General features: G+C 74.6%; 21 protein-coding genes. 8 read left to right on the top strand and 13 right to left on the bottom strand.

What is annotated here, in order from left to right; all coding sequences use genetic code 11:
• Positions 1 to 4: 4 nt before the first annotated feature.
• The 3 genes from I6A81_RS30510 to I6A81_RS30500 are packed head-to-tail and all read right to left on the bottom strand — an operon-like array spanning position 5 to position 4383.
• Entirely contained in the window at positions 5 to 2455 is a 2451-nt protein-coding gene (locus tag I6A81_RS30510) for an acyl-CoA dehydrogenase (RefSeq protein WP_203010383.1), read from the bottom strand.
• Positions 2456 to 3547 carry an Ldh family oxidoreductase gene (locus I6A81_RS30505; RefSeq protein WP_203002818.1) on the bottom strand — a complete coding sequence of 364 codons (1092 nt, stop codon included), beginning with the start codon at positions 3545 to 3547 and terminating at the stop codon, positions 2456 to 2458.
• A gap of 38 nt (positions 3548 to 3585) precedes the next feature.
• A complete protein-coding gene (locus tag I6A81_RS30500) occupies positions 3586 to 4383 on the bottom strand; it encodes a TauD/TfdA dioxygenase family protein (RefSeq protein ID WP_203002819.1) in 798 nt (265 codons plus the stop codon).
• Between the two features lie 174 nt (positions 4384 to 4557).
• On the opposite strand from I6A81_RS30500, the gene I6A81_RS30495 reads away from it, so the two are divergent.
• Entirely contained in the window at positions 4558 to 6051 is a 1494-nt protein-coding gene (locus I6A81_RS30495; protein WP_203002820.1) for an aldehyde dehydrogenase family protein, read from the top strand.
• On the opposite strand, the gene I6A81_RS30490 is transcribed toward I6A81_RS30495, so the two are convergent.
• On the bottom strand, positions 6017 to 7753 hold the full coding sequence (locus I6A81_RS30490; RefSeq protein ID WP_203002821.1) for an AMP-binding protein: 1737 nt from the start codon (positions 7751 to 7753) through the stop codon (positions 6017 to 6019). The two genes, I6A81_RS30495 and I6A81_RS30490, sit on opposite strands and share 35 nt — an antisense overlap.
• 90 nt (positions 7754 to 7843) lie before the next feature.
• On the opposite strand from I6A81_RS30490, the gene I6A81_RS30485 reads away from it, so the two are divergent.
• A complete protein-coding gene (locus I6A81_RS30485) occupies positions 7844 to 9079 on the top strand; it encodes an amidohydrolase family protein (RefSeq protein WP_203002822.1) in 1236 nt (411 codons plus the stop codon).
• Positions 9080 to 9144: 65 nt separating this feature from the next.
• Here the strand turns inward: I6A81_RS30485 and I6A81_RS30480 are convergent, their stop codons facing one another.
• A complete protein-coding gene (locus I6A81_RS30480) occupies positions 9145 to 10443 on the bottom strand; it encodes a CaiB/BaiF CoA transferase family protein (protein ID WP_203002823.1) in 1299 nt (432 codons plus the stop codon).
• A 139-nt stretch (positions 10444 to 10582) separates the two neighbouring features.
• Between I6A81_RS30480 and I6A81_RS30475 the strand changes: the two genes are divergently transcribed.
• The 4 genes from I6A81_RS30475 to I6A81_RS30460 all read left to right on the top strand — a co-directional run bounded on the left by I6A81_RS30475 (position 10583) and on the right by I6A81_RS30460 (position 13357).
• Positions 10583 to 11056 carry a MaoC family dehydratase gene (locus tag I6A81_RS30475; RefSeq protein WP_203002824.1) on the top strand — a complete coding sequence of 158 codons (474 nt, stop codon included), beginning with the start codon at positions 10583 to 10585 and terminating at the stop codon, positions 11054 to 11056.
• Between the two features lie 81 nt (positions 11057 to 11137).
• Positions 11138 to 11866 carry a GntR family transcriptional regulator gene (locus I6A81_RS30470; protein WP_203002825.1) on the top strand — a complete coding sequence of 243 codons (729 nt, stop codon included), beginning with the start codon at positions 11138 to 11140 and terminating at the stop codon, positions 11864 to 11866.
• 119 nt (positions 11867 to 11985) lie between these two features.
• On the top strand, positions 11986 to 12792 hold the full coding sequence (locus I6A81_RS30465) for an enoyl-CoA hydratase/isomerase family protein (RefSeq protein WP_203002826.1): 807 nt from the start codon (positions 11986 to 11988) through the stop codon (positions 12790 to 12792).
• Positions 12793 to 13153: 361 nt separating this feature from the next.
• Entirely contained in the window at positions 13154 to 13357 is a 204-nt protein-coding gene (locus tag I6A81_RS30460) for a hypothetical protein (RefSeq protein WP_203002827.1), read from the top strand.
• An 83-nt stretch (positions 13358 to 13440) separates the two neighbouring features.
• Here the strand turns inward: I6A81_RS30460 and I6A81_RS30455 are convergent, their stop codons facing one another.
• Both I6A81_RS30455 and I6A81_RS30450 read right to left on the bottom strand, forming a co-directional pair.
• The gene (locus I6A81_RS30455; RefSeq protein WP_203002828.1) at positions 13441 to 14253 is read right to left on the bottom strand and encodes a GNAT family N-acetyltransferase; all 813 of its coding nucleotides are present in this window, start codon (positions 14251 to 14253) and stop codon (positions 13441 to 13443) included.
• Positions 14254 to 14583: 330 nt separating this feature from the next.
• On the bottom strand, positions 14584 to 15906 hold the full coding sequence (locus I6A81_RS30450) for a wax ester/triacylglycerol synthase domain-containing protein (RefSeq protein WP_203002829.1): 1323 nt from the start codon (positions 15904 to 15906) through the stop codon (positions 14584 to 14586).
• A gap of 540 nt (positions 15907 to 16446) precedes the next feature.
• Here I6A81_RS30450 and I6A81_RS30445 point away from each other — a divergent pair.
• Positions 16447 to 17538 (top strand): AbrB family transcriptional regulator, encoded by a 1092-nt coding sequence (locus I6A81_RS30445; RefSeq protein ID WP_203002830.1) that lies wholly within the window; start codon positions 16447 to 16449, stop codon positions 17536 to 17538.
• On the opposite strand, the gene I6A81_RS30440 is transcribed toward I6A81_RS30445, so the two are convergent.
• The 6 genes from I6A81_RS30440 to I6A81_RS30415 all read right to left on the bottom strand — a co-directional run bounded on the left by I6A81_RS30440 (position 17535) and on the right by I6A81_RS30415 (position 21616).
• Positions 17535 to 17792 (bottom strand): hypothetical protein, encoded by a 258-nt coding sequence (locus I6A81_RS30440; protein ID WP_203002831.1) that lies wholly within the window; start codon positions 17790 to 17792, stop codon positions 17535 to 17537. The two genes, I6A81_RS30445 and I6A81_RS30440, sit on opposite strands and share 4 nt — an antisense overlap.
• Before the next feature lie 56 nt (positions 17793 to 17848).
• The gene (locus I6A81_RS30435) at positions 17849 to 18238 is read right to left on the bottom strand and encodes an MmcQ/YjbR family DNA-binding protein (RefSeq protein ID WP_203002832.1); all 390 of its coding nucleotides are present in this window, start codon (positions 18236 to 18238) and stop codon (positions 17849 to 17851) included.
• 167 nt (positions 18239 to 18405) lie between these two features.
• Positions 18406 to 19404, bottom strand: coding sequence for a hypothetical protein (locus I6A81_RS30430; protein ID WP_203002833.1), 999 nt, complete (start codon positions 19402 to 19404; stop codon positions 18406 to 18408).
• Positions 19397 to 19891 (bottom strand): SigE family RNA polymerase sigma factor, encoded by a 495-nt coding sequence (locus I6A81_RS30425; protein WP_203010382.1) that lies wholly within the window; start codon positions 19889 to 19891, stop codon positions 19397 to 19399. Before I6A81_RS30425 ends, I6A81_RS30430 begins: the two co-directional genes overlap by 8 nt.
• Positions 19892 to 20018: 127 nt before the next feature.
• Positions 20019 to 20777 (bottom strand): phosphatase PAP2 family protein, encoded by a 759-nt coding sequence (locus tag I6A81_RS30420; protein ID WP_307875015.1) that lies wholly within the window; start codon positions 20775 to 20777, stop codon positions 20019 to 20021.
• 125 nt (positions 20778 to 20902) lie between these two features.
• Positions 20903 to 21616, bottom strand: coding sequence for a hypothetical protein (locus tag I6A81_RS30415; protein WP_203002834.1), 714 nt, complete (start codon positions 21614 to 21616; stop codon positions 20903 to 20905).
• A gap of 326 nt (positions 21617 to 21942) precedes the next feature.
• Here I6A81_RS30415 and I6A81_RS30410 point away from each other — a divergent pair, with 326 nt between their 5' ends.
• A complete protein-coding gene (locus I6A81_RS30410; protein ID WP_203002835.1) occupies positions 21943 to 22176 on the top strand; it encodes a DUF4287 domain-containing protein in 234 nt (77 codons plus the stop codon).
• Positions 22177 to 22337 lie beyond the last annotated feature (161 nt).

The raw sequence follows: 22337 nt of genomic DNA, 5'->3' as shown, positions 1-22337 counted from the left end.
CGGCTCAGCCCTGTGAGGCCGGGCCGTCGCGACGCGGGGCGGCCGACCGGGTGCCGCCACGGGTCTTGGGCAGCCCGAGCCGCTGCTCGGCGACGAGGTTGCGGGCGATCTCGGTCGTGCCGCCCTGGATGGTGACGGCGGCGGCGTGCCGCGCCGCCCGTTCCAGGTAGCCGCCGGCCGGCGGCGCGAGAACGCTCCCCGTGGCCGACCTGTGCAGGATGCCCGTGGGCCCGGCGGCGTCCTGCAGCTCGCGGGCCGCCCGCTGGTAGGCGGTCGACGCGAACAGCTTCGCCATCGTGCCGGCGACGGCCGGCGACTCGCCGACGGCGCTCAGGTAGGCGGCGCGCCCGGTGAGCAGGAAGGCGACCTCGGCGTCGGCGCGGGCGCGCGCGAGCGCGGTGAGGACCGCGGGGTCGTCGGCGGGACGGTGCCCGTCCGGGTCCGGCCGCGCCGCCCACGTGGCCGCCTCGCGGACCAGCGGCTCGATCATCGCGGTGCCGCCCATGACGCCGCGCTCCAGGCTCAGCCCGACGGCCATCACCGCCCAGCCGCCGTTGACGTCGCCGATCCGGTACTCGTCCGGAACGACGACGTCGTCGTAGAAGACGACGTTCGGCCGCTCGTCGGCGATCGTGGGAATCGGCTGGATGGTGATCCCCGGAGTGTCCAGCGGTACCAGGAACATCGTCAGGCCGCGGTGCTTGGGCACGTCGGTGGCCGTGCGGGCCAGCAGGAAGCAGTACGCGGCCTCGTGCGCGAGCGTGGTCCACATCTTCTGCCCGTTGATCCGCCAGGCCGTGGGCGGGTCGCCGACGGGCTCGGCCCGGGTGCGGGCGGCGGCGACGTCGGAGCCCGAGCCGGGCTCCGAGTAGCCGAGGACGGCGATCCCCTCGCCGGCGAGCAGCTTCGGCAGCGCCTTCTCCCGCAGCGCGGGGCCCGCCATGCGCTCGAGCACCCCGGCGACGATCATCGTCGTCGCCATCCCGTGGTAGGGCGCGTCGGCGATCTCGAGCTCCCGGAAGAGCGCCGCCAGTTCCCGCGCGTCGCGCGCGGCCCGCGCCCCGGGCGCCGGAACCCCCTCCTGGCCGCCGCCCTCGTCCCGCGCCGGACGCCCGTTTCGCTCGTTCGTCTCCTCGCTGACGGCGAGCCAGCCTCGGGCGGCCATCGCCCGGTGCAGCGCGGGGACGTGGACGGTGCCGGTCCGGTGCATCTCGTCGCGGATCTCGTCGGTCAGGTGGTCGGCGACGAAGGCACGCACCTCGGCCGCGAACGCCGCGACGGCGGGCCGGTGCCCGAAGCCCTCGCCACCGTCGGGTGAGTCGCCGTCGGATGAGTCGGTGCCGTGCGGGCCGCTGCCGGCCGGGTCGTCATCCGCCAGGGACCCGGCCGACGGGCCGGCGGGGACCTCCATGTCGCCGGCGGGGCCCGCCATGTCGCCGGCGTCGTCGACGAGGCGCCGGCCGAGCTCGCGGGGCAGGTCGCGCCCGGCGCCGGTGAGCGGTGGGTAGGCGCTGGCGCGCCGGTAGAACAGCTGCGCGTCGTGCTCGACGGCGACCCCGAGGCCGCCGTGGTACTGGACAGCCCGCCCCGCCGCGGCCCGCGCCGCCTCGGCGGCGAACAGCGCGGCCATGAGCGCGAGCTCACCGCCAGCGGCGCCGGTGAGCGAGCGGCGCCCGGTGTCCTGGCACCACGCGGCCTCCCGCGCCAGCAGCGCCGCGCCGTCGACCAGGCCGGGCAGGTCGGCGAGCCCGTGCTGGACGCCCTGGAAGGAGCCGATCGGGACGCCGAACTGGACGCGTTCCTTGACCCACCCGGTCGCGAGGTCGAGCGCGCCGTCGGCGAGCCCGGCGAGCCACGCCGCCACCAGCGTCAGCCACTCGCGGCGGGCCCGCTCGAAGGCCGCCACCGCCGCCGGCCCCCGGCCGAGCACGATGCCCGCGCGCAGGTCCCGGTCGGCGACGGGCAGGTCGCCCTGGTTGGGTAACGCGGCGCCGGGTGGGGCGGACCTGGCCGCGGTCAGCTCGCCGTCGACCAGGGCCAGGACCACGTCCGCGACGGCGCCCGCCGGCACCAGCTCGCCGGCGCTGGCGCGTACCCGTGGCGCGAGCGTCGCGACCAGGTCGCCCGCGACGACGGCCGCCAGGTCCGGGTGGCCAGGGGCCGCCGCGGCGAGCAGCCGCGCGGCCGCGACGTGCTCGGCGAACGGTACCGGAGCCAGTACCCGGCCCAGCTCGACCGCCGCCACCGTCGCGGCGTGCAGGCCGGCGCCGCCGCCGCCGTGCTCGGCGGTCAGGGCGAGCCCGGGTAACCCGGCCGCGCACAGCTCGCCCCACAGCGCCGGGTCGTGCCCGAGCGGCTCGGCCGCGCGCGCGGCCGAGCGGCCCGGGCGCCCGGCCAGTACGGCGCGGGCCAGCTCCCGGGCCGCGCTCGACGCCTCGTCCAGTGACAGGTCCATTCAGCTCTCCTCCTGGCCCGCCGGGCGGACCCGTAGCGGCGCCGCCCCGACGTCGGCGGCCAGCCGGCGCAGCTCGGCGACGAGCGCCGCCGGCAGCGGGATGCCGTCGCGGGCGCGCACCTTCGCCCGCTCGTGCTCCGGCTCGCCCGGCAGCCAGATGCGGTCCACCCCGGCGGCCCGCTCGCCGCCGCGGATCTCGCGGATCAGGGTGTCGACCGCCGCGGTGAACGTGTCCCTGGGCGTGAACCGCTCGGGGCTGATCGCCACGAGCACGACGCCCTTGGCGATGCGGGCGTCGCCGTGCAGGGCGGACGCGGTGCGTTCGGTCGTCCCGAAGGAGCTGCCGGCGAGCACGCCGGCCAGCAGCTCGACGAGCAGCGCCAGCCCGAAACCCTTGTGCCCGCCGAACCACTGCAGGTGGCGCACGGAGGCGGCCGCGGTGTCGGTGGTCGGGTGGCCGTGGGCGTCGTTCGCCCAGCCGGCCGGGATCGTCGGGTCGCCGCGCTTCTTCGCGAGCAGCAGCTTGTTGCCGGCGACGGCCGTGGTGGCGATGTCGTAGACGATCGTCGGCTCACGGCCGGTCGGGACGGCGTAGGAGAGCGGGTTGGTCGACATCAGCGCGGTCACCCCGCCGAACGGCGGCACGAACGTCGGGCCGTTCTGGACGCACAGGCAGATGTGCCCCGCCTCGGCGACCCGGGCCGTGTAGGCGCCAAGCGCGCCGAGGTGGGTGGTCTCGCGGACCGCGATGGCCGCGACGCCGTGCCGCTCGGCGCGTTCGGCGGCCAGCCGGGCGGCCGCCAGCCCCGCGAGCTGCCCGAAGCCGAGGCCGCCGTCGAGGACTGCCGTGGTGCCGTCGTCGTGCACCGTGCTGACCGTCGTCGTGGGGGACAGGTCGCCCGAGGCGAGCCGGGAGACGTACATCGACATCAGGTGCGCGCCGTGCGAGTCGACGCCGCGCAGGTCGGCCTCGACGAGCAGCTCCGCGACGGCGCCGGCCTGCTCGGCCGGCACCTTCCAGCCGGTGAGGATCCCGGCCAGCGCCGCGCGCAGGTCCGCCGCCGCGACGAGCGCGCCCGTGTCCGTGTCCACGCCCGTGTCCATATGTGTGCCCGTGCCCTTGCCCGCGCTCACGCGGGCACGTCGCCTTCGATGGTGACCCGGTGCAGGGTCCGCTCGGCGCCGGCGGTGTCGCCGACGACGGAGTGCTGGGTGGCGCGGTTGTCCCAGATGACGAGGTCGCCGACCCGCCACTTGTGCCGGTAGACGTACTCGGGCCGGCCGACCTGGTCGTAGAGGTGGCGCAGCAGCGGGGCCGAGTCGGCCTCGCTCCAGCCGTCGAGGCGGACGGTGTAGTTGGCGTTCGCGAACAGCGCGCGCCGGCCGGTGACCGGGTGGCGCGCGGCGACCGGGTGGGTGGTGGTCACGGCCTCGCGGTCGAGCCCCGCCGACGCCGCGAGCTCGGTGCCGCGGTGCACCGCGCGCAGCCCGTCCAGGGTCTCGCGCAGGCCGGGGGAGAGGTCCTCGTAGACCCGGTGGGCGTTCGACCACATGGTGTCGCCGCCGTAGGGCGGGATCGCCCGGGCCAGCAGCAGGGTGAGCGCCGGCGGGCGCGGGGTGTGCGTGGTGTCCGCGTGCCAGGTCTGGGTCACCGGGTTGGGGTCGTAGATCCGCATCAGCCCCGGGTGGCCCTCGATCGACGGCACGTACGGGTGGACCGAGACCGTGCCCCAGCGGGCGGCGAAGGCGAGCTGCCCGGCGGGCGTCAGGTCCTGCTGGCCGCGCAGGCAGATGACGTGATGGTCGAGGAATGCCTGGTAGATCGCGCCGAACGTCTCGTCGTCGACGCCGGCCGCCAGGTCGACGCCGGTGACCAGCGCGCCCAGCGCGCCTGCCTGCCGCTGGACGGTGATCCCCGTCGTGATCATGCGTCGGTCCCTTCGCGTGCCCGCTCGCGGTGAATGAATATTAGATATATGATCCGATAGCATGATCGCTAGGGGCGGTTGGCCGGGCGCCGCCGCCCCCGAGGCCGGCCATCGTCCGCTGGGCCGGCCGCCGGCCGGCGCGCGCCCGTCCAGCCAGTCACTCCGGAGGTGCCGATGTCGGTCGACGTCGCCCGTCACACCGCGCTGGCGGCCGAGCTGCTGCCGCCCGGGCGGCTGCTCGTCGGCGACGAGCGGCCCGCCGGCAGCGGGGGGACGCACCCGCATGTGAACCCGGCGACCGGGCGGGAGCAGGCCGCGGTGACGCTGGCGTCGCCGGACGAGGTGTCCGCCGCCGTCGACGCCGCCCGCGCCGCGTTCGCCGTCTGGCGTGGCCTGCGCCCGGACGAGCGGCGCTCGGCGCTGCTGCGGCTGGCGGCGCTGGTGCGCCGCGACACCGAACGGATCGGGGGAGTGCTCACCCTCGAGTGCGCCGTGCCGGCGGCGACGGCCACCGCGCTGCCGCGCCGCGCCGCCGACTACCTGGAGTACTACGCCGGGTTCGCCGACAAGCTCGAGGGCCGGGTCATCCCGATCTTCCCGGAGAACGCGTTCGACTACACCCTCGCCGAGCCCTACGGCGTCATCGGGATCATCTCCACCTGGAACGGCGGCATCTCGTCGGTCGCGCGCAAGGCCGGGGCGGCGCTGGCCGCCGGCAACACGGTGGTGGTCAAGCCGATGGAGCTGGCGCCCTTCTCCTCGCTGATCTTCGGTGAGCTGGCGCTCGAGGCTGGGCTGCCCGCCGGCGCGGTCAACGTCGTGCCCGGCGACGCGGCCGCCGGGGCGGCGCTCGTCCGCCACCCCGGCGTCAACAAGATCAGTTTTACGGGCGGCCACCGGGCCGCCCGCGCGATCCTGGCCGGCGCCGCCGAGGTGATCAAGCCGGTCGTGCTCGAGCTCGGCGGCAAGTCGGGCAACCTCGTCTTCGCCGACGCGGACCTGGAGGCCGCCGGCCGGTTCGCCGGCACGGTGTGCATGGGGATGGCCGGGCAGGGCTGCGTGTTCCCGACGCGGCTGATCGTCCACGAGTCCGTGCACGACGAGGTGGTGCGCACGGCGGTCGCCACCGCCGCCGCCCTGCCGGTCGGTGACCCGCTCGCCGAGGCGACCGCCGTCGGCCCGGTCGTGTCCGCCGACGCCCGCGCGCGCATCCTCGGCATGCTGGAGCGGGCCCGCGCGGGCGGCGCCGGTGAGCTCCTGCTCGGCGGCGGCCCCGCCGACGTCCCGACCGTCGACGGCGGCCAGGCGGGCGGGTTCTTCGTCGCGCCCACCGTCTTCGACCGGGTCGACCCCGCCGCCGAGATCGCCCAGGAGGAGGTCTTCGGCCCGGTGCTGACGGTGCTGACGTTCCGCGACGAGGACGAGGCGGTCGAGCTCGCCAACGGCACCGCCTACGGCCTCGCCGGCTACGTCCACACCTCGGACCTGCGCCGGGCGCACCGGGTCGCCGCCGCGCTGGACGCGGGGTACGTCTCGGTCAACGGCTTCGCCGCCCTCCCCGCGAGCGCCCCGTTCGGCGGCTTCGGCGGCAGCGGCTTCGGCAAGGAGGGCGGCCGCGCGGGCCTGGACGAGTTCATCCGGACGAAGAACGTCTACCTGCCGCTGTAGCGGGGGCGGCGAGCCGGTCCCAGGCGGTGGGTGGCAGGCCGCGGGCCCGCAGCTCGTTCTTGCGGACCCGCCCGGTCGTCGAGGTGCGGGGCAGGTCGTCGACCACCTCGACGTAGCGCGGCACCATGAACGCGGGCAGGCGGCCGTCCAGGAACGCCACCAGGTCCGCCGGGTCGAAGGACGGGTCGGCGGCGATGACCGCGACGAGGACCTCGTCGTCGCCGAGCTCGGTGCGCACGCCCACCGCCGCGCACTCGCGTATCCCTGGGTGCGCCGCCACGGCCGCCTCGACCTCGAACGAGGAGATGTTCTCGCCGCGGCGGCGGATCGTGTCGCGCAGCCGGTCGACGAAGTAGTGCCGGCCGTCGGCGTCGGCGCGGAACGCGTCACCGGTGTGGAACCAGCCGTTGCGCCACGCGGCGGCCGACGCCTCCGCCATCCCGTGGTAGCCGAGGCTCATCGACCACGGCTCGCGGGCGCGCACGACCAGCTCGCCCACCTGGCCGGCGGGGACCGGTTCGTCGCTGTCGTCGACGATCCGGGTCTCGAAGCCCGGCCAGGAGGCGCGCGGGAGGCCGGTGTTCTCCCACGGGCCGTGGTCCCAGCCCGTCGCCAGCGGCGCGCCGACCTCGGTCTGGCCGTAGCAGGTCGCGACGCGCACCCCGAAGCGCCGCTCGAACTCGGCCATCCGCCCGATCATCGGGCCGAGGATCACGCCGCGGACCGGGTTGTCGGCGTCGTCGGGACGCGGCGGCGCGGCGAACAGCAGCGCGGTCAGCGGCCCGACGAGAGCGAGCGCGACGCAGTCGTACCGGCGCACGTCGGCCCAGACGTGCGTGGCGCTGAACTTCGGCCGCGTCACCAGGCAGCCGCCGCGCCCCAGCACGTAGTTGAAGCCCGACCGGCCGGAGTTGTGGAACAGCGCCATGGCGGAGTACAGCGCCTCCCCGGGCGCGAGCGTGTCCTCTGGAACCCAGGACCACATCTGGTAGGTGAGTCCCCACGGCGTGATGACGGCCTTGGACGGGCCGGTGGTGCCGGAGGTGAACAGCAGGCAGTTCACGTCCGACACGTCCGGGCCGGCGAAGTCGGTGGCCGGCTCGGTCGCCGCCAGCGCCGGGCCCAGCGAGACGATCGTGACGCCGGCCGGCCACGCGGCGCCGGGCTCCGCGCCAACCCCGGTCTCCCCGCGGCTCCCACCATTCCCGCGGCCCCCGGCATCCTCGCCGCCTCCGGCCTGTCCGCCGCTGCTGGCCTCCCCGCCGGGGCCGGTGACGCCGGGGGCCCCTGCCGGCTCGTCGACGAGCAGGACCCGGGTCAGCGCGGGAAGGGAGCCGGCGACCTCGGCGACCCGCGTGAGCAGCGCGGAGGTCGTCACCAGTGTCGTCGCCTCGGAGACGGCGAGCGTGTGCCGCAGCATCTCGCCGACGTAGGCCGTGTTGAGCGGGACCTCGACCGCGCGCAGCCAGGCGAGGCCGAGCATCGCCCGGTGCGGGTCGAACCCGTCGGTGAGCAGGGTCGCCACGTGCGTGCCCACGCCGACGCCGAGCTCCCGCAGGCAGGTGGCCCAGCGGTAGCTCTCGGCGAGCAGCTCGGCGTAGGTCAGCCGCGGCCCGTCCACCTGGACCAGGGCCGGGGCGTCGGGGGACCGCCGCGCCCAGGCGGCCAGCGCGTGCGGCGCGAGTAATCGTCGGTCCAGCATGGTCGACCTCCCTGGCCGTCTGCGTCGGGCATTGCGGCCTCAGGACGACACAAATATCATGTATCAAACATACAGTTTAGGGGTTCGCTCATGACCATCGAGGCAACCGCGCCGGGCGAGCGCGCCGACCCGGCCGCGCGCATCCCGCCGATCGTCGACGTGGACGCCCACGTCGTCGAGCCGCCCGACCTGTGGACCACGCGGCTGCCGGCGCGCTACCGCGAGGTGGGGCCGCGGGTCGAGTACCTGCCGGCCGGCACCCCGAAGCTCGACGGCGGCGGGTACATCGAGGAGCCGGGCACCGAGGGCCCGCCCATCGCCTGGTGGTTCTACGAGGACCACCGGTACTCGGTGAAGCGGCTGATCGCCGCCGCCGGCTACCCGGCCGACGAGATCTCGCTGACCGGCGTCACCTTCGACGAGATGCGCCGGGGGTGCTGGGACCCGGCCGCCCGGGTCGCCGACAACGAGCTCAACGGGGTCGAGGCCCAGCTCTGCTATCCGAACTACCCGCGGTTCGCCGGCCAGATCTTCCTGCGCGCCCACGACCGCGAGCTCGCGCTGCTGTGCGTGCGGGCCTACAACGACTGGATGGTCGACGAGTGGTGCGGCCCCAGCGGCGGCCGGCTGGTCCCGCTGTGCCTGGTGCCGCTGTGGGACGCGGAGCTCGCCGCCGCCGAGGTCCGCCGTAACGCCGCCCGCGGCGTGCGCGCCGTCGCGTTCACCGAGCTGCCGACCTACCTCGGCCTGCCCAGCATCCACACCGGCTACTGGGACCCGTTCTTCCGGGCGTGCGCCGAGACCGGCACGGTGCTGTGCATGCACATCGGCTCGGGCACGAAGACCCCGCAGGCCTCGCCGGACGCCCCCGACGCCGTGCCGGCGACCATCATCTTCGGCAACTCGGTCGCCAGCATGAGCGACTTCCTGTTCTCCGGCGTGCTCGACCGGATGCCCGACCTGTTGCTGATGTACGCCGAGTGCCAGATCGGCTGGATCCCCTACCTGCTCGACCGTCTCGACGACGTCTGGGAGACCCACCGCGGCTGGAGCAACGCCCAGCTCAACTGCCCCCGGCCGCCGTCGGAGTACTACTACCGCCAGATCCACGCCTGCTTCTTCAAGGACGCCGTCGGGATCGAGCTGCTGCACCGGGTCGGCATCGACAACATCATGTTCGAGACCGACTACCCGCACCAGGACGGCACCTGGCCGGGCAGCCGCGCCGCCGCCGCCGCGCAGTTCGGCCATCTCGACGACGCGAAGATCCGCAAGATCGCCCGGGGCAACGCGATCAGGCTCTTCGGCCTGCCGCTCGCCCCCTGAGTCCGCCCCTGAGCGCGGCTGGCGGCCCGCGGGCCATGCTCGGGCCGGTGGCCCGCCGGCCGCGCTCAGGCCGGCGGGCCGCCGCCGATCACGCCGTCCGCGCGCAGCCGCGCCAGCGCGGCGGCGTCCAGGCCCAGGAGCTCGGTGAGCAGTTCGGCGGTGTGCTGGCCGACCGTCGGCGGCGCGCTCTGCGGCTCCTCGGGCACCCGGGAGAGCTTGATCGGGTTGCCCGCGACGAGCACCGGCTGGTCCACGCCGTCGCCGCGCGGGATCTCGACCAGCATGCGCCGCGCGGCGACGTGCGGGTCCGCCACCAGGTCCTCGGGGCGAAAGCACGGCGCGGCGGTCACGCCGGCGCCGGCGAGCGCGCCGGCCGCCGCCAGCATCGGCCGGTCCGCGGCCCATGCCTCCAGGGCCGGGCGGATCACGTCGGCCCAGTGGTCGTGCCAGCCCCAGGGGGTGGCGAGGCGTTCGTCCGACGTCCACTCCGGGTGGCCCACGAGCCGGGCGAGCCGGGGGAACTGGTGCTCGCGGATGACCTGGACGACGCACCAGCCGTCCTGGGCACGGAAGGCGCCCAGGATGTACGGGACCCGCCGCTCGGTGTCCGGCTCGGCGCGCAGGCCCAGCGACCAGAAGTTGGCGACGATGTCGCAGACCGCCACCATCGCGTCGAACATCGCCACGTCGACGAGCTGGCCGAGCCCGGTCCGGTCGCGGTGGCGCAGCGCGGCCAGCACGCCGACGACGCCGAACAGCCCGGTGCCGATGTCGCCCAGCCCGCCGACCGGGTTGATCACGGGTGGCTGGTGCGGGCGCCGGGAGTACTCGTAGATCCCGGACATGGCCTCGGCCACCGCCGCGTAGGCGGGCCAGGCCGCGTACGGCGAGTCCGCGCCGCCGCCGAACCCGGTGACCGACAGGTAGACCAGCCGCGGGTTGCGGGCCGCCACCGCCTCGTAGCCGAGGCCGAGGCGCTCCGCCCGCCCGGGGCCGAGGTTCTCGGCGAGGACGTCGAACGACCCGGCGAGGTCGAGCACGAGATCGCGCCCTCGTTCGCTCTTGAGGTCGACCGCGATGCTGCGCTTGCCGAGGTTGTAGCGCAGGAACGTGGCCCCGGCCGGCTGCCCGGCGGCGTCGGTCACGGCCGGCCGCGCGGCCCGTCCCGACTCGCCGGCGAGCGGCTCGACCTTCACCACGTCCGCGCCGAGGCGGGCCAGCAGCAGCGTGGCGAACGGGACCGCCTGCACCTGTTCCAGGGCCAGCACCCGGACGCCGGCGAGCGGCCCGCCGGCGGGGTGGGCCTCGGCGGGGCCGGCGTCGACGGGGCCAGGGCCGTCGGGGTCAGGGTCGTCAGGGCGCATGGGTTCTCTCCGTCGGTCCCGTGCCGGTGATCGGGCAAGGTGGCGGGCGCGGGTGGCTGGCGCGCCGGAGGAATCAAATATATAACATACAATCATCGCGCCGGGCTGACGGCGCTGGTCGCGACGTTGGGGGGCCACCATGCCGGCCGCGGGCATCCAGGGGAGCTTCGGATCGGCCGCCGAGCTGCGGGCGGCGGTCGGGGACGAGTTCGGCCCGGGGGAGTGGCTGGTCATCGACCAGGACCGCATCGACGCGTTCGCGGCTGCCACGAACGACCACCAGTGGATCCACGTCGACCCGGCGCGGGCGGCCTCGGGACCGTTCGGGGCGACCATCGCGCACGGCCTGCTGATCCAGTCCCTCGTCCCGTACCTGGTGGGGCGGATCGTCGCGGTGACCGGGTTCCGGATGGCGGTGAACTATGGCAGCGACCGGGTCCGGTTCGTCACGCCGGTGCGGTGCGGCGCGCGGATCCGCGCGCGGACCCGGCTGCTCGCCGCCGACGACCTCGGCGGCGGCGGCCTCGCCGTGTCGATGCGGACGACCATCGAGATCGACGGCGGCGAGCGTCCGGCGGTGGTGGTCGACCACCTCGGGCGTTACTACTTCTGAGCTTTCGATCGTTCCATGTATTTTGTATTCTTGATACAAGTGGGCGACGCCCGCGGCAGCGGCACACGAGGACGGCGGCGCATGACGACTCCACCGGCGCGGGACACCGACCAGATCGCGCTGCCGCCACCGGACGAGCTGGGCGCGCAGCGCAGCACCGGCGAGCAGGTCGTCCTCTACATCCGCCGGCTCGTCTTCGACGGCGTGCTGCGCCCGGGCGACCGCGTGCCCCAGGACAACGTCGCCGCGGCCCTCGGCGTGAGCCGGATCCCGGTGCGCGAGGCGCTGCTGACCCTCAAGCACGAGGGCTGGGTGACGGTCCGGCCTCGCCGCGGCACGTTCATCGCCGCGATCGACGAGACCATCGTCCGCGACCACTACGAGCTGTACGGGCTGCTCTACGGCTTCGCCGCCCGCCGCGGCGCCGGCCGGGCGACCCCGGAGGTCATCACCCGGCTGACCCAGCAGCGCCGGGAACTGCTGGCCGACCCGCGGCCCTACGCGGTGTGGCGGCACAACCGCCAGTTCCACACCACCGTCGTCGACCTGGCGCACTCGCCGCGGCTCGCGCCGCTGCTGCGCGCGATGTCCGGCATCATCCCGGGCAACTTCTTCGAGCTCGTCCCGGGTTCCATCGACGTCGAGCTGGTCGGCACCGCCGCGATCCTGCGCGGCCTGGAGCGCCGCGACCCCGAGGGCACGGCCGCCGCCTACGCCGACCTGATGCGCCAGCAGGGCGACCTCGTCGTCGACCTGTTCGCGGGCCGCGGCCTGTTCGCGCGCGACGAGCCCGCGGCCGCCGCCGGCTGAGGCAGGCGCGCGAGACGTCCTTGCCGGGATAGGCGACCACCTTCCTGGACAGGAGACCTTGACACGATGAGGGCCACGGGGCCCGCGCCGCGGCGCCCCGGAGCCCGGATGGGGCTGGTGTGGACAGGTACGGGTTCACCACGATTCGGACCGAGCTCGACGGCGGCGTCCTGCTGGTGACGCTGGCGCGGCCGGACCGCATGAACGCCATCAACGACGTCATGCACCGCGAGCTGACCGCGCTCTACGCGCGGATCGCGGCCGACAGCGAGGTCGAGGTCGTCGTGCTGACCGGCGAGGGCCGCGGGTTCTGCGCCGGCGGCGACTTCAAGCAGATGGCCGAGAACAACGACGCGGGGTACGACGACGGCTTCTCCCAGCTGTTCGTCGACGCGGTGGCGATGGCCCGCAACATCCTCGCGGTCCGCCAGCCGATGATCGCGGCCGTGAACGGCGACGCCATCGGGCTCGGCGCCACCCTCGCGCTGTTCTGCGACATCGTCTACATCTCCGCGACGGCGCGCATCGGCGACCCGCACGTCCAGGCGGGCCTCGTCGCCGCCGACGGCGGTGTGGTGCTCTGGCCGATGCTGATCGGCGCGAACAAGGCGAAGGAGTACCTGCTCACCGGCGACCTGCTGACCGGCGCCGAGGCCGAGCGGATCGGCCTGGTCAACCACGCCGTCCCCGCCGAGGAGGTCCTCGAGCAGGCGACGGCGACCGCCCGCCGGCTCGCCCAGGGCGCCGCGCTCGCGATCCGCTTCACCAAGCGGCTGGTGAACAAGGACCTCGAGGACCGGGTCGACCGCATCTACGAGATGGCGCTCGCCATGGAGGCGGTCACCTTCCGCAGCGCCGACCACCTCGAGGCCGTGAAGGCGTTCGGCGAGCGCCGCGCGCCCGTCTTCGCCCGCGGCCTGCGCTGACTGGACCGAGACGCCAGCCCGGCGGGCCGTCAGCATACGTGTCATACCGGGTTGTACAACCCGAACCGGCCGGATCCGCGCCCCGCCGGGTATCCCTGACCAGTAGCCCTTTTGGGCGCACTGGTCAGGGAAAATTCGAAGAACGAGTGTGCCCGAAAGAAAGCGTACGCCCGGTTGACGCCGGGCTTCCCGGGAAGAACGACGTCGCGGCGACCGGACTTCAGTCAGCCCTGGGTGCCGTTTTCCACGGAAATTTCCAGCCAGGTGAACGTGAGGCGAAGGGCGGCGCGCTCGCCGTTCGACCTTCTCGAGGGAGGCCGTCCTGCCGGGACGGGCCCCGTGTCACAGGAGGGAGCTGCTCATGGCCGCTATGTCGGGGCGCCGTCGCGTGCTGGTGGCCGCGATGTCGGCGACACTGGCCACTTCTGGCGTGGCCGTACCAGCCGCTGCGGCCGCGACGGCTCAAGGAAATCACGGCGCCGCCATCACGCAGGACATCTCGGGCGTCTACAGCCAGGGTTACGATGATGGGGACTACACGGACGGTCTCGGCGACTGGCAATGAGTTCGGACTGGCAATGAGTTCGCCAGAACGCCACCCTCGGCGGCGGGGCGGACGCGCGACATGCACGTCGGTGAGCTGGCGTACTAACCGAGATCGGGGTTGGGGACGTATCGGTACACGTCCAGCGCGCCGTCCCGGCTGGTCATGAAGGTGTCCTGGTCGACGAGGCGCAGCCCCGCGTCGAGGAGGGCCGGCACCGCCGGGTGGGCGCCGAACACGGCCACGGACACGGCCAGCCCTCGGTCGGCGGCCTGGCCGACCGCGGCGAGGACGGCCTGGACGCAGGCATCGGGGTCACGCCCGCCGGCCGGGCCGAGGACGCAGGCGTCGCCGTGCACGCGGGTGAACGCGTACCCGTGACGGGTGGACCAGGCAGTGACGCCTGGCTGGGCGGCATACCAGGCGAGGTGGCGGCCGCGATGACCGCCGCTGGCCTCCGCGTCCAGACCGGCGACCTCGTCGACGCCGACGGGCGGCGGGCGGACGGCGCCGGCGGGAGGCGTCTTCGGGCGGCCGTTCAGGTACCACAGCGGCTGGCTGGGACGCAGCCCGTGCCGCAGGTAGAGGGTTAACGCCCGCGGGTCTGACGACGCGAACGTCACCACGTCCGCGCCTGCTCCCGGGAGGACGGCCGACAGCAGGCGCCGGCCGAGCCCGGCCGACTGCGTCCGCGGGTCGACGAACAGGTCGCCGAGATGGGTGAGCGTGCCGCGGCTCAGCGTGCCGGCGAAGCCGACCACGCCCTCGTCCCCGTCGGCCACCCACAGGCGGCCGTCCTCCCGCTCCAGGTCGAGGAAGTCCGCCCGGCCCGGCCAGGTGTCCAGCAGCCCGAACCCGGTGGCGACGGCCCGCACCGCGGGCATGTCGGCCGGCGTCGCGGCCCGGACATCGCTCACCACACCCCCCTTCAAAACTGCGCAAACCGTACCGCCCCGCCGAATGACGTTCCCGGCATTAGCGCCCCAATCGCCAAGATCAGCCCGTCGCGCATGATCGCCAGTTGTGCCCTCCGGTGGTCGCGGTGTCGCCACGTCCACGACCACCCGAGGGCAGGAACCGCGATCATGCTGGGCGCCGGGACCGGGCCAGCCCCGCGAGAGCCCGCGGGAGGCGGCCGGGTCGGGCCTGGTGGCGCCCCGTGCGGGGCCACCGGGCTGTTGGGCCGGGTCCTGAGCCGAGACGGCCGCCGGCCTCGGCCTCGGGCCGGTCTCAGACGCGGTCCGGTTTCAGGCAGAGGGCGTGGCGACGGGGTCGTGGGGGGAGTCGTTCGGTGAGCTGGTGAGCCCGGCCGCCTTCGCCAGGTGCTCCAGCGAGGCCAGCCAGTGATCGGCCAGGGACTCGAGGGCCGGGACGCCGCGGTCGGCCACGATCCCGAGCGTGGCCGTCGGCGCCAGGCCGCCGAGGCCGACGGAGACGCGCTGCTCGGGCATGAGCACCGGCAGCGGCAGCGCCGCGGTCACCGGGCGGTCCGCGACCACCAGCGGCCCGCGCATCGCGCCGAGGTTGGAGGCCGACAGCGCCACCCGCTGGGGAGCCGTGCCCAGCGCCACCACGGTCGGCGTGACGCGGGTCGGGATGCGCTCGAACCACCAGCGTTCCCCGACCCCCGCCCTGGCGGCGCGGAACTGGGCGGTCTGCCGGCGGATCTCGTCGAAACGGCGCCAGGGCGAGTCCGACGCGCTCGGCAGCCAGACACGGGTTCCCATGACGAAGTTGCCGAGAAGCTCCTGCTCCTCCGGCCGCCGGGCGCTGATCGGCATCAGCGCGCGCAGCCCGCGGCGCGGGCCCACCGGGCGGGTCCAGGACTCGAAGGCCTCCGACAGCGCCACCAGGAACACGTCGTTGACGGTGGCGCCGTACGCGCGGCCGATGGCGCGTAGCCGGTCGGTGCTCGTCGACGCCCAGTGCAGCCGGACGTCGCCGGCGAGCGGACCGGCCAGGGCCTCGAGGCCACCGGACGGCCGCGCCCACGTGCAGATGTGCCGGAACGCCGACAGGACGATCCGCGGCGTGGGCCGCCCGTCCCGGCGGGGCGACAGGGCGCGGTCGGGGGCGTCGCCCGCGCCGAACAACATGCCCATCACCCGGCCCGCCGCCATCCCGTCGAGCCAGACGTGGCTGGACCGGAAGAAGACCGCGAACTCCCCCGCGGCCACCTTCGGCACCAGGAAGATTTCCCAGCCCGGAGCGTCGAGCGGCAGCTCGGCCCGGTACCGCCGCTCGAGGAAGGCCCGCAGGCCGGCCTCGCCGTCGACGTCCGCCATGGTGTGCTCCCGGACGACGGCCGACACGTCGAAATCGGGGTCCTGACCCCAGACCGGCTGGCGCGCGCCCTTCGGGAACATCAGCCGCTCGGTGAGCTCGGGAAACCGGCGTACCCGGTCGAGGACGGCGGCGCGCAGCTCGTCGACGCCGCATTCTCCGGCGACCCGTAACAGATAGCCGCCGACGACGGGCGTCGCCGGCTTCTTCTGCTGGTACCGCATCATTGTCAGGTCCATGGCGCTGAGCGGGCGGGTCTTCGGGCCGTGCTCCGCCTGAACGGTCATCGCAACCTCCGTCGCCCGGGCCGAGAACCGGCCGAACCGAGCACCCCGTACCGGGCGCCGGCGCGCCGTGGGCGGGTCCGAAGCCGCCGCGCGAAATCCGCTCGAGGTTCGAGACGGGCCGCCCGGCACCGAGCCGTGGTTTCCCCCCGGTCGCCTGGCCGTGTACCGCGAGCAGCATATGGCGGTGTCGTGGGCCCGTCATTCGAATCCGTAATGGTCGATGTCGGGTGGAGGACATGCCTCACCCGACGCGGCCAATGCGCGGGTGGGCCGGGTCATTGCCGGCCGCCGTTTCCCGCTCCGGGCTGCCTGAACGGCCGGCACGCGTCGGGCGCCGGCCCCGGCCGTCGGAATGCGGGCGCGTCCGTGCGGGCACAGATGCTCGCCGGCGCGGTGACGGCGAGGTCAGGCCGCCGGATGGATGGTCAGGCCGGCGGATGGATACCGGGCCGGCGGACATCAGCGGCGGTGGCGCGGCCAGGCGAACTGCCGCCCGGATGACCCGGGCGCGCCCCCCATGGCCAGTACGATGCGCTGGTCATGCCGTTTCGCCTCCATCGTCGAGTCGACGCGGCTCGCGTACCCGGCGGCGGTGGCGCGTCCCCACGCGCGGTTCTGCTCATCATCACCGTGACCCTCGCCGTGAGCGTGCCGCTCTCGTTCGCCGGCGTCCCGAGCCCGGTACTGTTCGGGTCGCTCGTGGGTGGCATGGCGTACGCGCTCGGAGGCTCGGCCGAGCTCACGGTTCCACGCTGGCTCACGACGCTCGGCCAGGGCCTGCTCGGGGTCGTGATCGGCACCAGCGTCAGCTACCCGGCGCTTCGCTCGATGGGTGGGGACACTCCGGCGATCCTCGCGGTCACGCTCGGAACCGTCGCGATCAGTCTCGGCGCGGGCCGCGTCCTGGCGATGCGTCGCGACGTGTCCCAGGTGACCGGCGCCTTCGCGATGATCGCCGGGGGCGCGTCCGGGGTGGTCGCCGTCGCCAGGGACCTCGGGGCCGACGACCGGGTCGTCACCGTCGCCCAGTACCTGCGGGTCTTCGTCGTGGTCGTCACGATGCCGCTCGTCGCCTCGCTCGTCTTCCGCCCGGCCCTCGGCGCCGGCACGCTGGCGGTGACGAGCGCTCGGCTGGGCCCGAGCCTGCTCTACGTCGCCGCCTCGCTGGGCCTCGGCCTGCTCGCGGCCAGGGTGCTGCCGTTCCCCACGTCGACGCTGCTCGCGCCGCTGGCCGTCGCGTCCGTGATCGTGGGGGCCGGCTGGCTTGGCCCCGTGGACGTTCCGGTCCCGCTGCAGTGGTTCGCCTACGCGGTCATCGGCGTCCAGGTCGGCCTGAGGTTCACCAGGGCGAGCCTGCGCTCGATCGCCAGGATGCTGCCCGCGATCTTCGCCATCATCATGGGGATGATCGTCGCGAGCGCGGCGATGGGGGCGGTGCTCGCCGTGGTCACCCCCGTCGACGGGCTCACCGCGTACCTGGCGACGACGCCGGGCGGCCTGTTCGCCGTGCTCGCGACCGCGGCCGACAGCGGCAGCGACGTGACCTACGTGACGGCCGTGCAGGTCGTGCGCCTGCTGGTCGTCCTCGTCTGCACCCCGCTTCTCGCCAAGGTGCTGGCACGCAGGGGTTAGTTCCCGGAGTCGTGACCCGGCGAACCGTCGGACGGGGTGGCCTCGAAGGTCCAGACCTGGGAGTCCGCGGCGGGAGGTTTCCCCCGCGTGTAGTCGGCGTGGACGGCGGTCACCGTGAAACCGGTGTCCTGGAGCAGCGCGGTGAACCCGTCGACGTCGTACCGCCGCAGGGCGAAGAAGGACGTCCCGATCGGCTTGTCGACCTGGTAGACGAGCGCGCACAGCCGCCCATACCCCCACGACGTCGCGCCCATCGGCCTCCCCGTCCCGTCGGTGGCACGGACCTCGGCGCGGTCCGCCTGTCGCGCGGTCAGTGTCCGGCCGCGAGGAACTTCCTGGCGAGCCGTTTTGGCGCGCGGGCGAGCCAGGCTTCCACCACCAGTTCCTCCAGGTCGGTGACGCTGATGCGGTCGAGCTGGACCAGCACCGCCGGATAGCCGTCGAAGTGCGGGGTCGTGAAGTACACGTCGGGGTCGTCGGCGACGAGTGCTTCCCTGACGCCGAGGTCGGCGACCCGCGCGCCGAGGATCGGCCCGCCCGGAGCCGCGTCACCCAGTGCCGCCAGGTCGGCGCGGCGCAACGGCCGCTCCCAGACGAAGCCCTTGTCCGCCACCTTCCAGGAACGCTGGCCGTAGGAGGTGCCCTCGGCCGTCTCCGGCAGCGCCAACGCGATTCGGGCCACGTCGTCCCAGGTCGCCATGGCCCTGACGGTAGCCGGCATCCAGGGCGCCGTCAGGGCGCGGCGACCCGGACCCACATGGATCCGGCGGCGCCGGGTCGAGCCTCGCGACGCCGGGCCACCGGCCGTCACAGCCGGCAACCTCACAGCCGGCAACCTCACAGCTGGCGATGTCACAGCTGGCGACGTCACAGCCGGGTGGCGGCGCGGCGAGCCAGGACGAGCACCTGCTCGGTGTCCAGGCCGTCGCACCACACGGTCGCGACCCGGTCGCCGACGCGCACGACCGCGGTGAGGGTGACGCGCGGCTCGGGGGCGAGCGTCGCGCCGTCGTAGTAGAAGTGCGACTGCCGGACGAGCAGCGACTCGTCACCGGCGAAGCCAGTCCGGATGATCGTGTTGGTGGTGGGCCCGGCGCCGGTGCGCTCGGCATTGAACGCCGGCCGGTTCTCGCAGAACGCGACGACCGCCCGGACGTCGGCGAGGCTGCGTGCCCCGAAGCCGAGCGCGAACGCCTCGACCTCCTCGAGCACGGACCGCGCCCCACCGTCGGTGGCGTAGCCGACCACCGCCCAGTCGAGCTGCCGCTGGCGGGACGGGTAGTCGGAGCGCTGGTAGCCGGCGCAGGCGTCCGCCCAGAACCAGGCATCCCCGCCGCCCTCGAATGGCTCGGCCGCGACGTCGGCCCAGCCGCCCGGGCCGAGGTCGGCGGCGGTGAGCAGCATGCCGGGACCCACGGTCATGGTGGCGCTGGGCACCACCGTGGTCGCGAGGGCCGATGGCGGCGCCGTGCCCGGCTGGGTGGTTCGCGGCGCGGTCGTGGCCGGCGCGGTCGGCGTCGCCGTGGCCGTGGGCATGGTGGTGGCACCGGACGCGGTGGCCGCTCCGGGCGGGGTCGCCGCCAGCGTGACCGTCCCGCCGGGCTCGCCAGGCCCGGCATCCGCGAGTACCGCGCCGGCGGCCGCTCCACCGCCGGCGACCAGGCAGACGGCGGCCAGCCCGACGGCGACCCGCCTGCGGGCGGCCAGCCGCCGGCCGTGGCCGCGGACCTCGTCGGCGGTGGCGAACGGCCGGGGCGGCCGCTGCCGCCGCAGCGCTTCGAACGCCTCGCCCAGCCCGTCCAGCGGCTCCGGCGGGGTGCCGGCCGCGCCGCCCTCCCGGCCCAGGCCGGGGTCGTGGTCAGACATGGCTGTCCTCCGGCTCGATGCGCAGCAGGGCGGCCAGCGCGTGCCGGCCACGGGAGAGCCGGGCCTTGACGGTCCCGACCGGTACCCCCGTCTCGGCGGCCACCTCCGCCACCGACCGGTCGCACAGGTGATGCAGGACGATCGCGGTTCGCTGCTCCACCGGCAGCCGGGCGAGGGCGGAGATCATCATCGTGGTCGCCGCCGACGGGGGCGGCACCGGATCCGGCGGGCCGAGCCGCCGCTGCGCCGTGAGCCGGTTGCGGGTGCGCCGCCACCGGCTCACGGCGATCCGCCGGCCCACCGTGCGCACCCACGCCTCCGGGTCGTCGTAGCCGCCGACCGTCGGCCAGCGCTGCCACGCCCGGGCAAATGCCTCCTGCGCGGCGTCCTGCGCCTCGGCCGGGTCGCCGGTCAGCGCGTACAGGCAGTCGTACAGTCGCTGCCGGCTCTGCCGGTAGAAGGCGTCGAACGACGCGTCGTCCGCCATCGACCGCCCTCCCTCCCGCCGCGACCGGCTCGTCCGGCCCTGTTCAAGTCACGCCGGGTCGGGCAGGTTGGTTGCCGATGTGGTGTGGATCACATCGAGTGGCGCGGTCGCGGTGATCAGCGGGCGGTCAGGACATCGCCGTCGCCTTCGGCGGTGGGGCGGGCCTCGGTCGGCGGTCGTCGACGGCGGCCAGCGCGGGGCGCAGCAGCACCCTTGCCACCGCGGCGAGCCAGCAGGCCCCGATCAGCGCGCCGGCCAGTACGTCCGTGGGGTGGTGCATGCCCCGGTAGACCCGGCAGAACGCGACCACCAGCGGGGCGAGCACGGCCGCCGCGGCAGCCGCCGCGGCGACGACGTCGACGACCCCACGCGCGGGCGGGACGCCGGCCGCGGCACGCCGCCGGGCGGCGGCCCAGCGGGCGAAGACGGCCACTCCGCCGTACAGGCACACCGCGGCCGCGACATGACCGGACGGGTAGCCGGCCGCCGGGTCGCCGACGTCGAGCCGCGGGACCGGCGGGCGGGGCCGGTCGACCAGCAGGCCGGTCAGCTCGTAGATCGCCGTCTCCCCGGCGGTGAGCAGCACGGCGGCGGCGGGCAGCAGCCAGCGCCTGGTCCACCAGCCGGCCGCGGCGGCGAGCAGCGCCGTCGCGGCGATGACGGTCCAGGTGTCGGACAGGTAGGTGCCCGCCGCGGTCGCGCGCAGCAGCCAGCCGGTACGGTGCGCGGCGAACCAGCGGACGACGTCGAGGTCGGCGTCGCGAACCGCGGCCGGGCCGGACGCGATCAGGGTGCCCAGCGCGGTGAAGACACCGATGAGCAGGGCGGCCACGACGACCAGCCTGACGACGATGATCCTGACCGGGTGTCCGTGTGTCGCCGCCACCGTCCTGTTCTTCCGGCTTTCGCCCCGGGTCAACCATCCGAAACCAGGATCTGTCAGCCACCGGCGATCCTTGGCGTCACGCCGGTGGCTGACAGGGCTGGGCCGGAGTCCGCGTCCCGTGGATGTCACTGGGGGACGCGGACCAGCCGGAGCGTGTGCACGACGTCGCGGATCCACCCGTAGCCGGCCACGGCGTCCGCGAAGTCGTCGACGTCGTGGGCGCCCAGCAGCAGCCGGTTGGGCCGGGGAAGGATGACGGCGCCGCCCTCGCCGACGGTGGCGCGGGCACGGTAGCCCGCCCGCAGCGCGTCGTTGAGCTCCCGGTGGCACCCGGCGGCGAGAATGCCGTCCACGTCCTCGCTGACCTGCTCGCGGTGGCGGCGGCGCTGGTCAGCGCTCCACTCGGCCCGGCGGGCGAGCCACCGCTCGCGGTCGGCGGCGTGCCTCAGGTCGGACTCGATGTGCTGGACGGCGTGCCGGCCGATGGTGTTGTCGGGAACGAGCCGCGCGAAGTAATCGACCTGCTCCGTGAGCGGAGCATCTCGCAGGACTTCGTCGCGCCCTACCTGGACGCTGGCCCAGCGGGTAAGCGGCCCCACCTTGTCTGCGGCCCGCCGGCCCCACACCATCTGGGTGATTTCCTGCCGGCGGATTCCCTCGCGGAAGTCCGCGTCGCGGTCGTCGTGGCCGGCCGTCCGGCGCGCGACGACCAGGAGGTCGCGCTGGCGGGCACGCTGGCGCTTGTGGACGCGGCGCCGCTCCTGGCGGGCCGCCTTCCGCCTGGTCGAGGGCAGGACCGACTCCGTCATGTCCCTGACCTTCTCGTCATGGTTGCGCACAAAGCACCTCCTCGTGGTCGCCGGAGCCGGGCAGCGAACGTATCGACGGCCGCGCGGTGGCTATCGTGCCGGCGCCTTCCTGGCGCCAGCTCGTTCGGTGCGAGCACGAGAATGCCCGATATCAGACAGGGCGCGCAAAGGATTTTCCGCACGCGGTCGACACCATCACCGCCGCGCATTCTCGCGAGGAGGAACCCGGCGGAATGTCGACGGCGCTGTCGCGGCGCGCGCGTACCGATGAGTCCGTGGCGGTGGCCCGGTCTGAGGAGGTGACGTGCCGCGAGGCCTCGCGGACCGACCGGGCAGCCGAGAGCAGGAGCATCACGATGACGACCACGAGGACCAGCGCCCCCGCCGCCGCGAAGGTCAAGGGGCCGGCGTCCTACTTCCCGTCGATCGAGAAGAAGTACGGCCGGCCCGTCGCCGAGTGGAAGGAGATCATCCGCGCCAGCGACCTCACCAGGCACATGGAGCTGGTCAACTGGCTCAAGACCGAGCACGGCCTCGGCCACGGCCACGCGAACGCCCTCGTCGCGGACACCCTCGCCGAGGGGGCCTGACCGGGCCGGTGCCCGTCGGCGCCGGCGGGTCAGACACGACGCCGGCCTGGTCGGTCAGACATGACGCGGCCTGGTCGGTCAGACACGACGCCGGCCCGGTGGGTCGGGTTGTCCCGTGGCTTACGCGGTCAGGCGCGCGTCGCCCTGGATGTGGTGGTGCC

This window comes from Frankia nepalensis (assembly GCF_016786325.1).
Taxonomy (GTDB): Bacteria; Actinomycetota; Actinomycetes; order Frankiales; family Frankiaceae; genus Pseudofrankia; species Pseudofrankia nepalensis.
The sequence above is the reverse complement of the archived record's forward strand: the minus strand, read 5'-3'. Positions and strand labels throughout refer to the sequence as shown.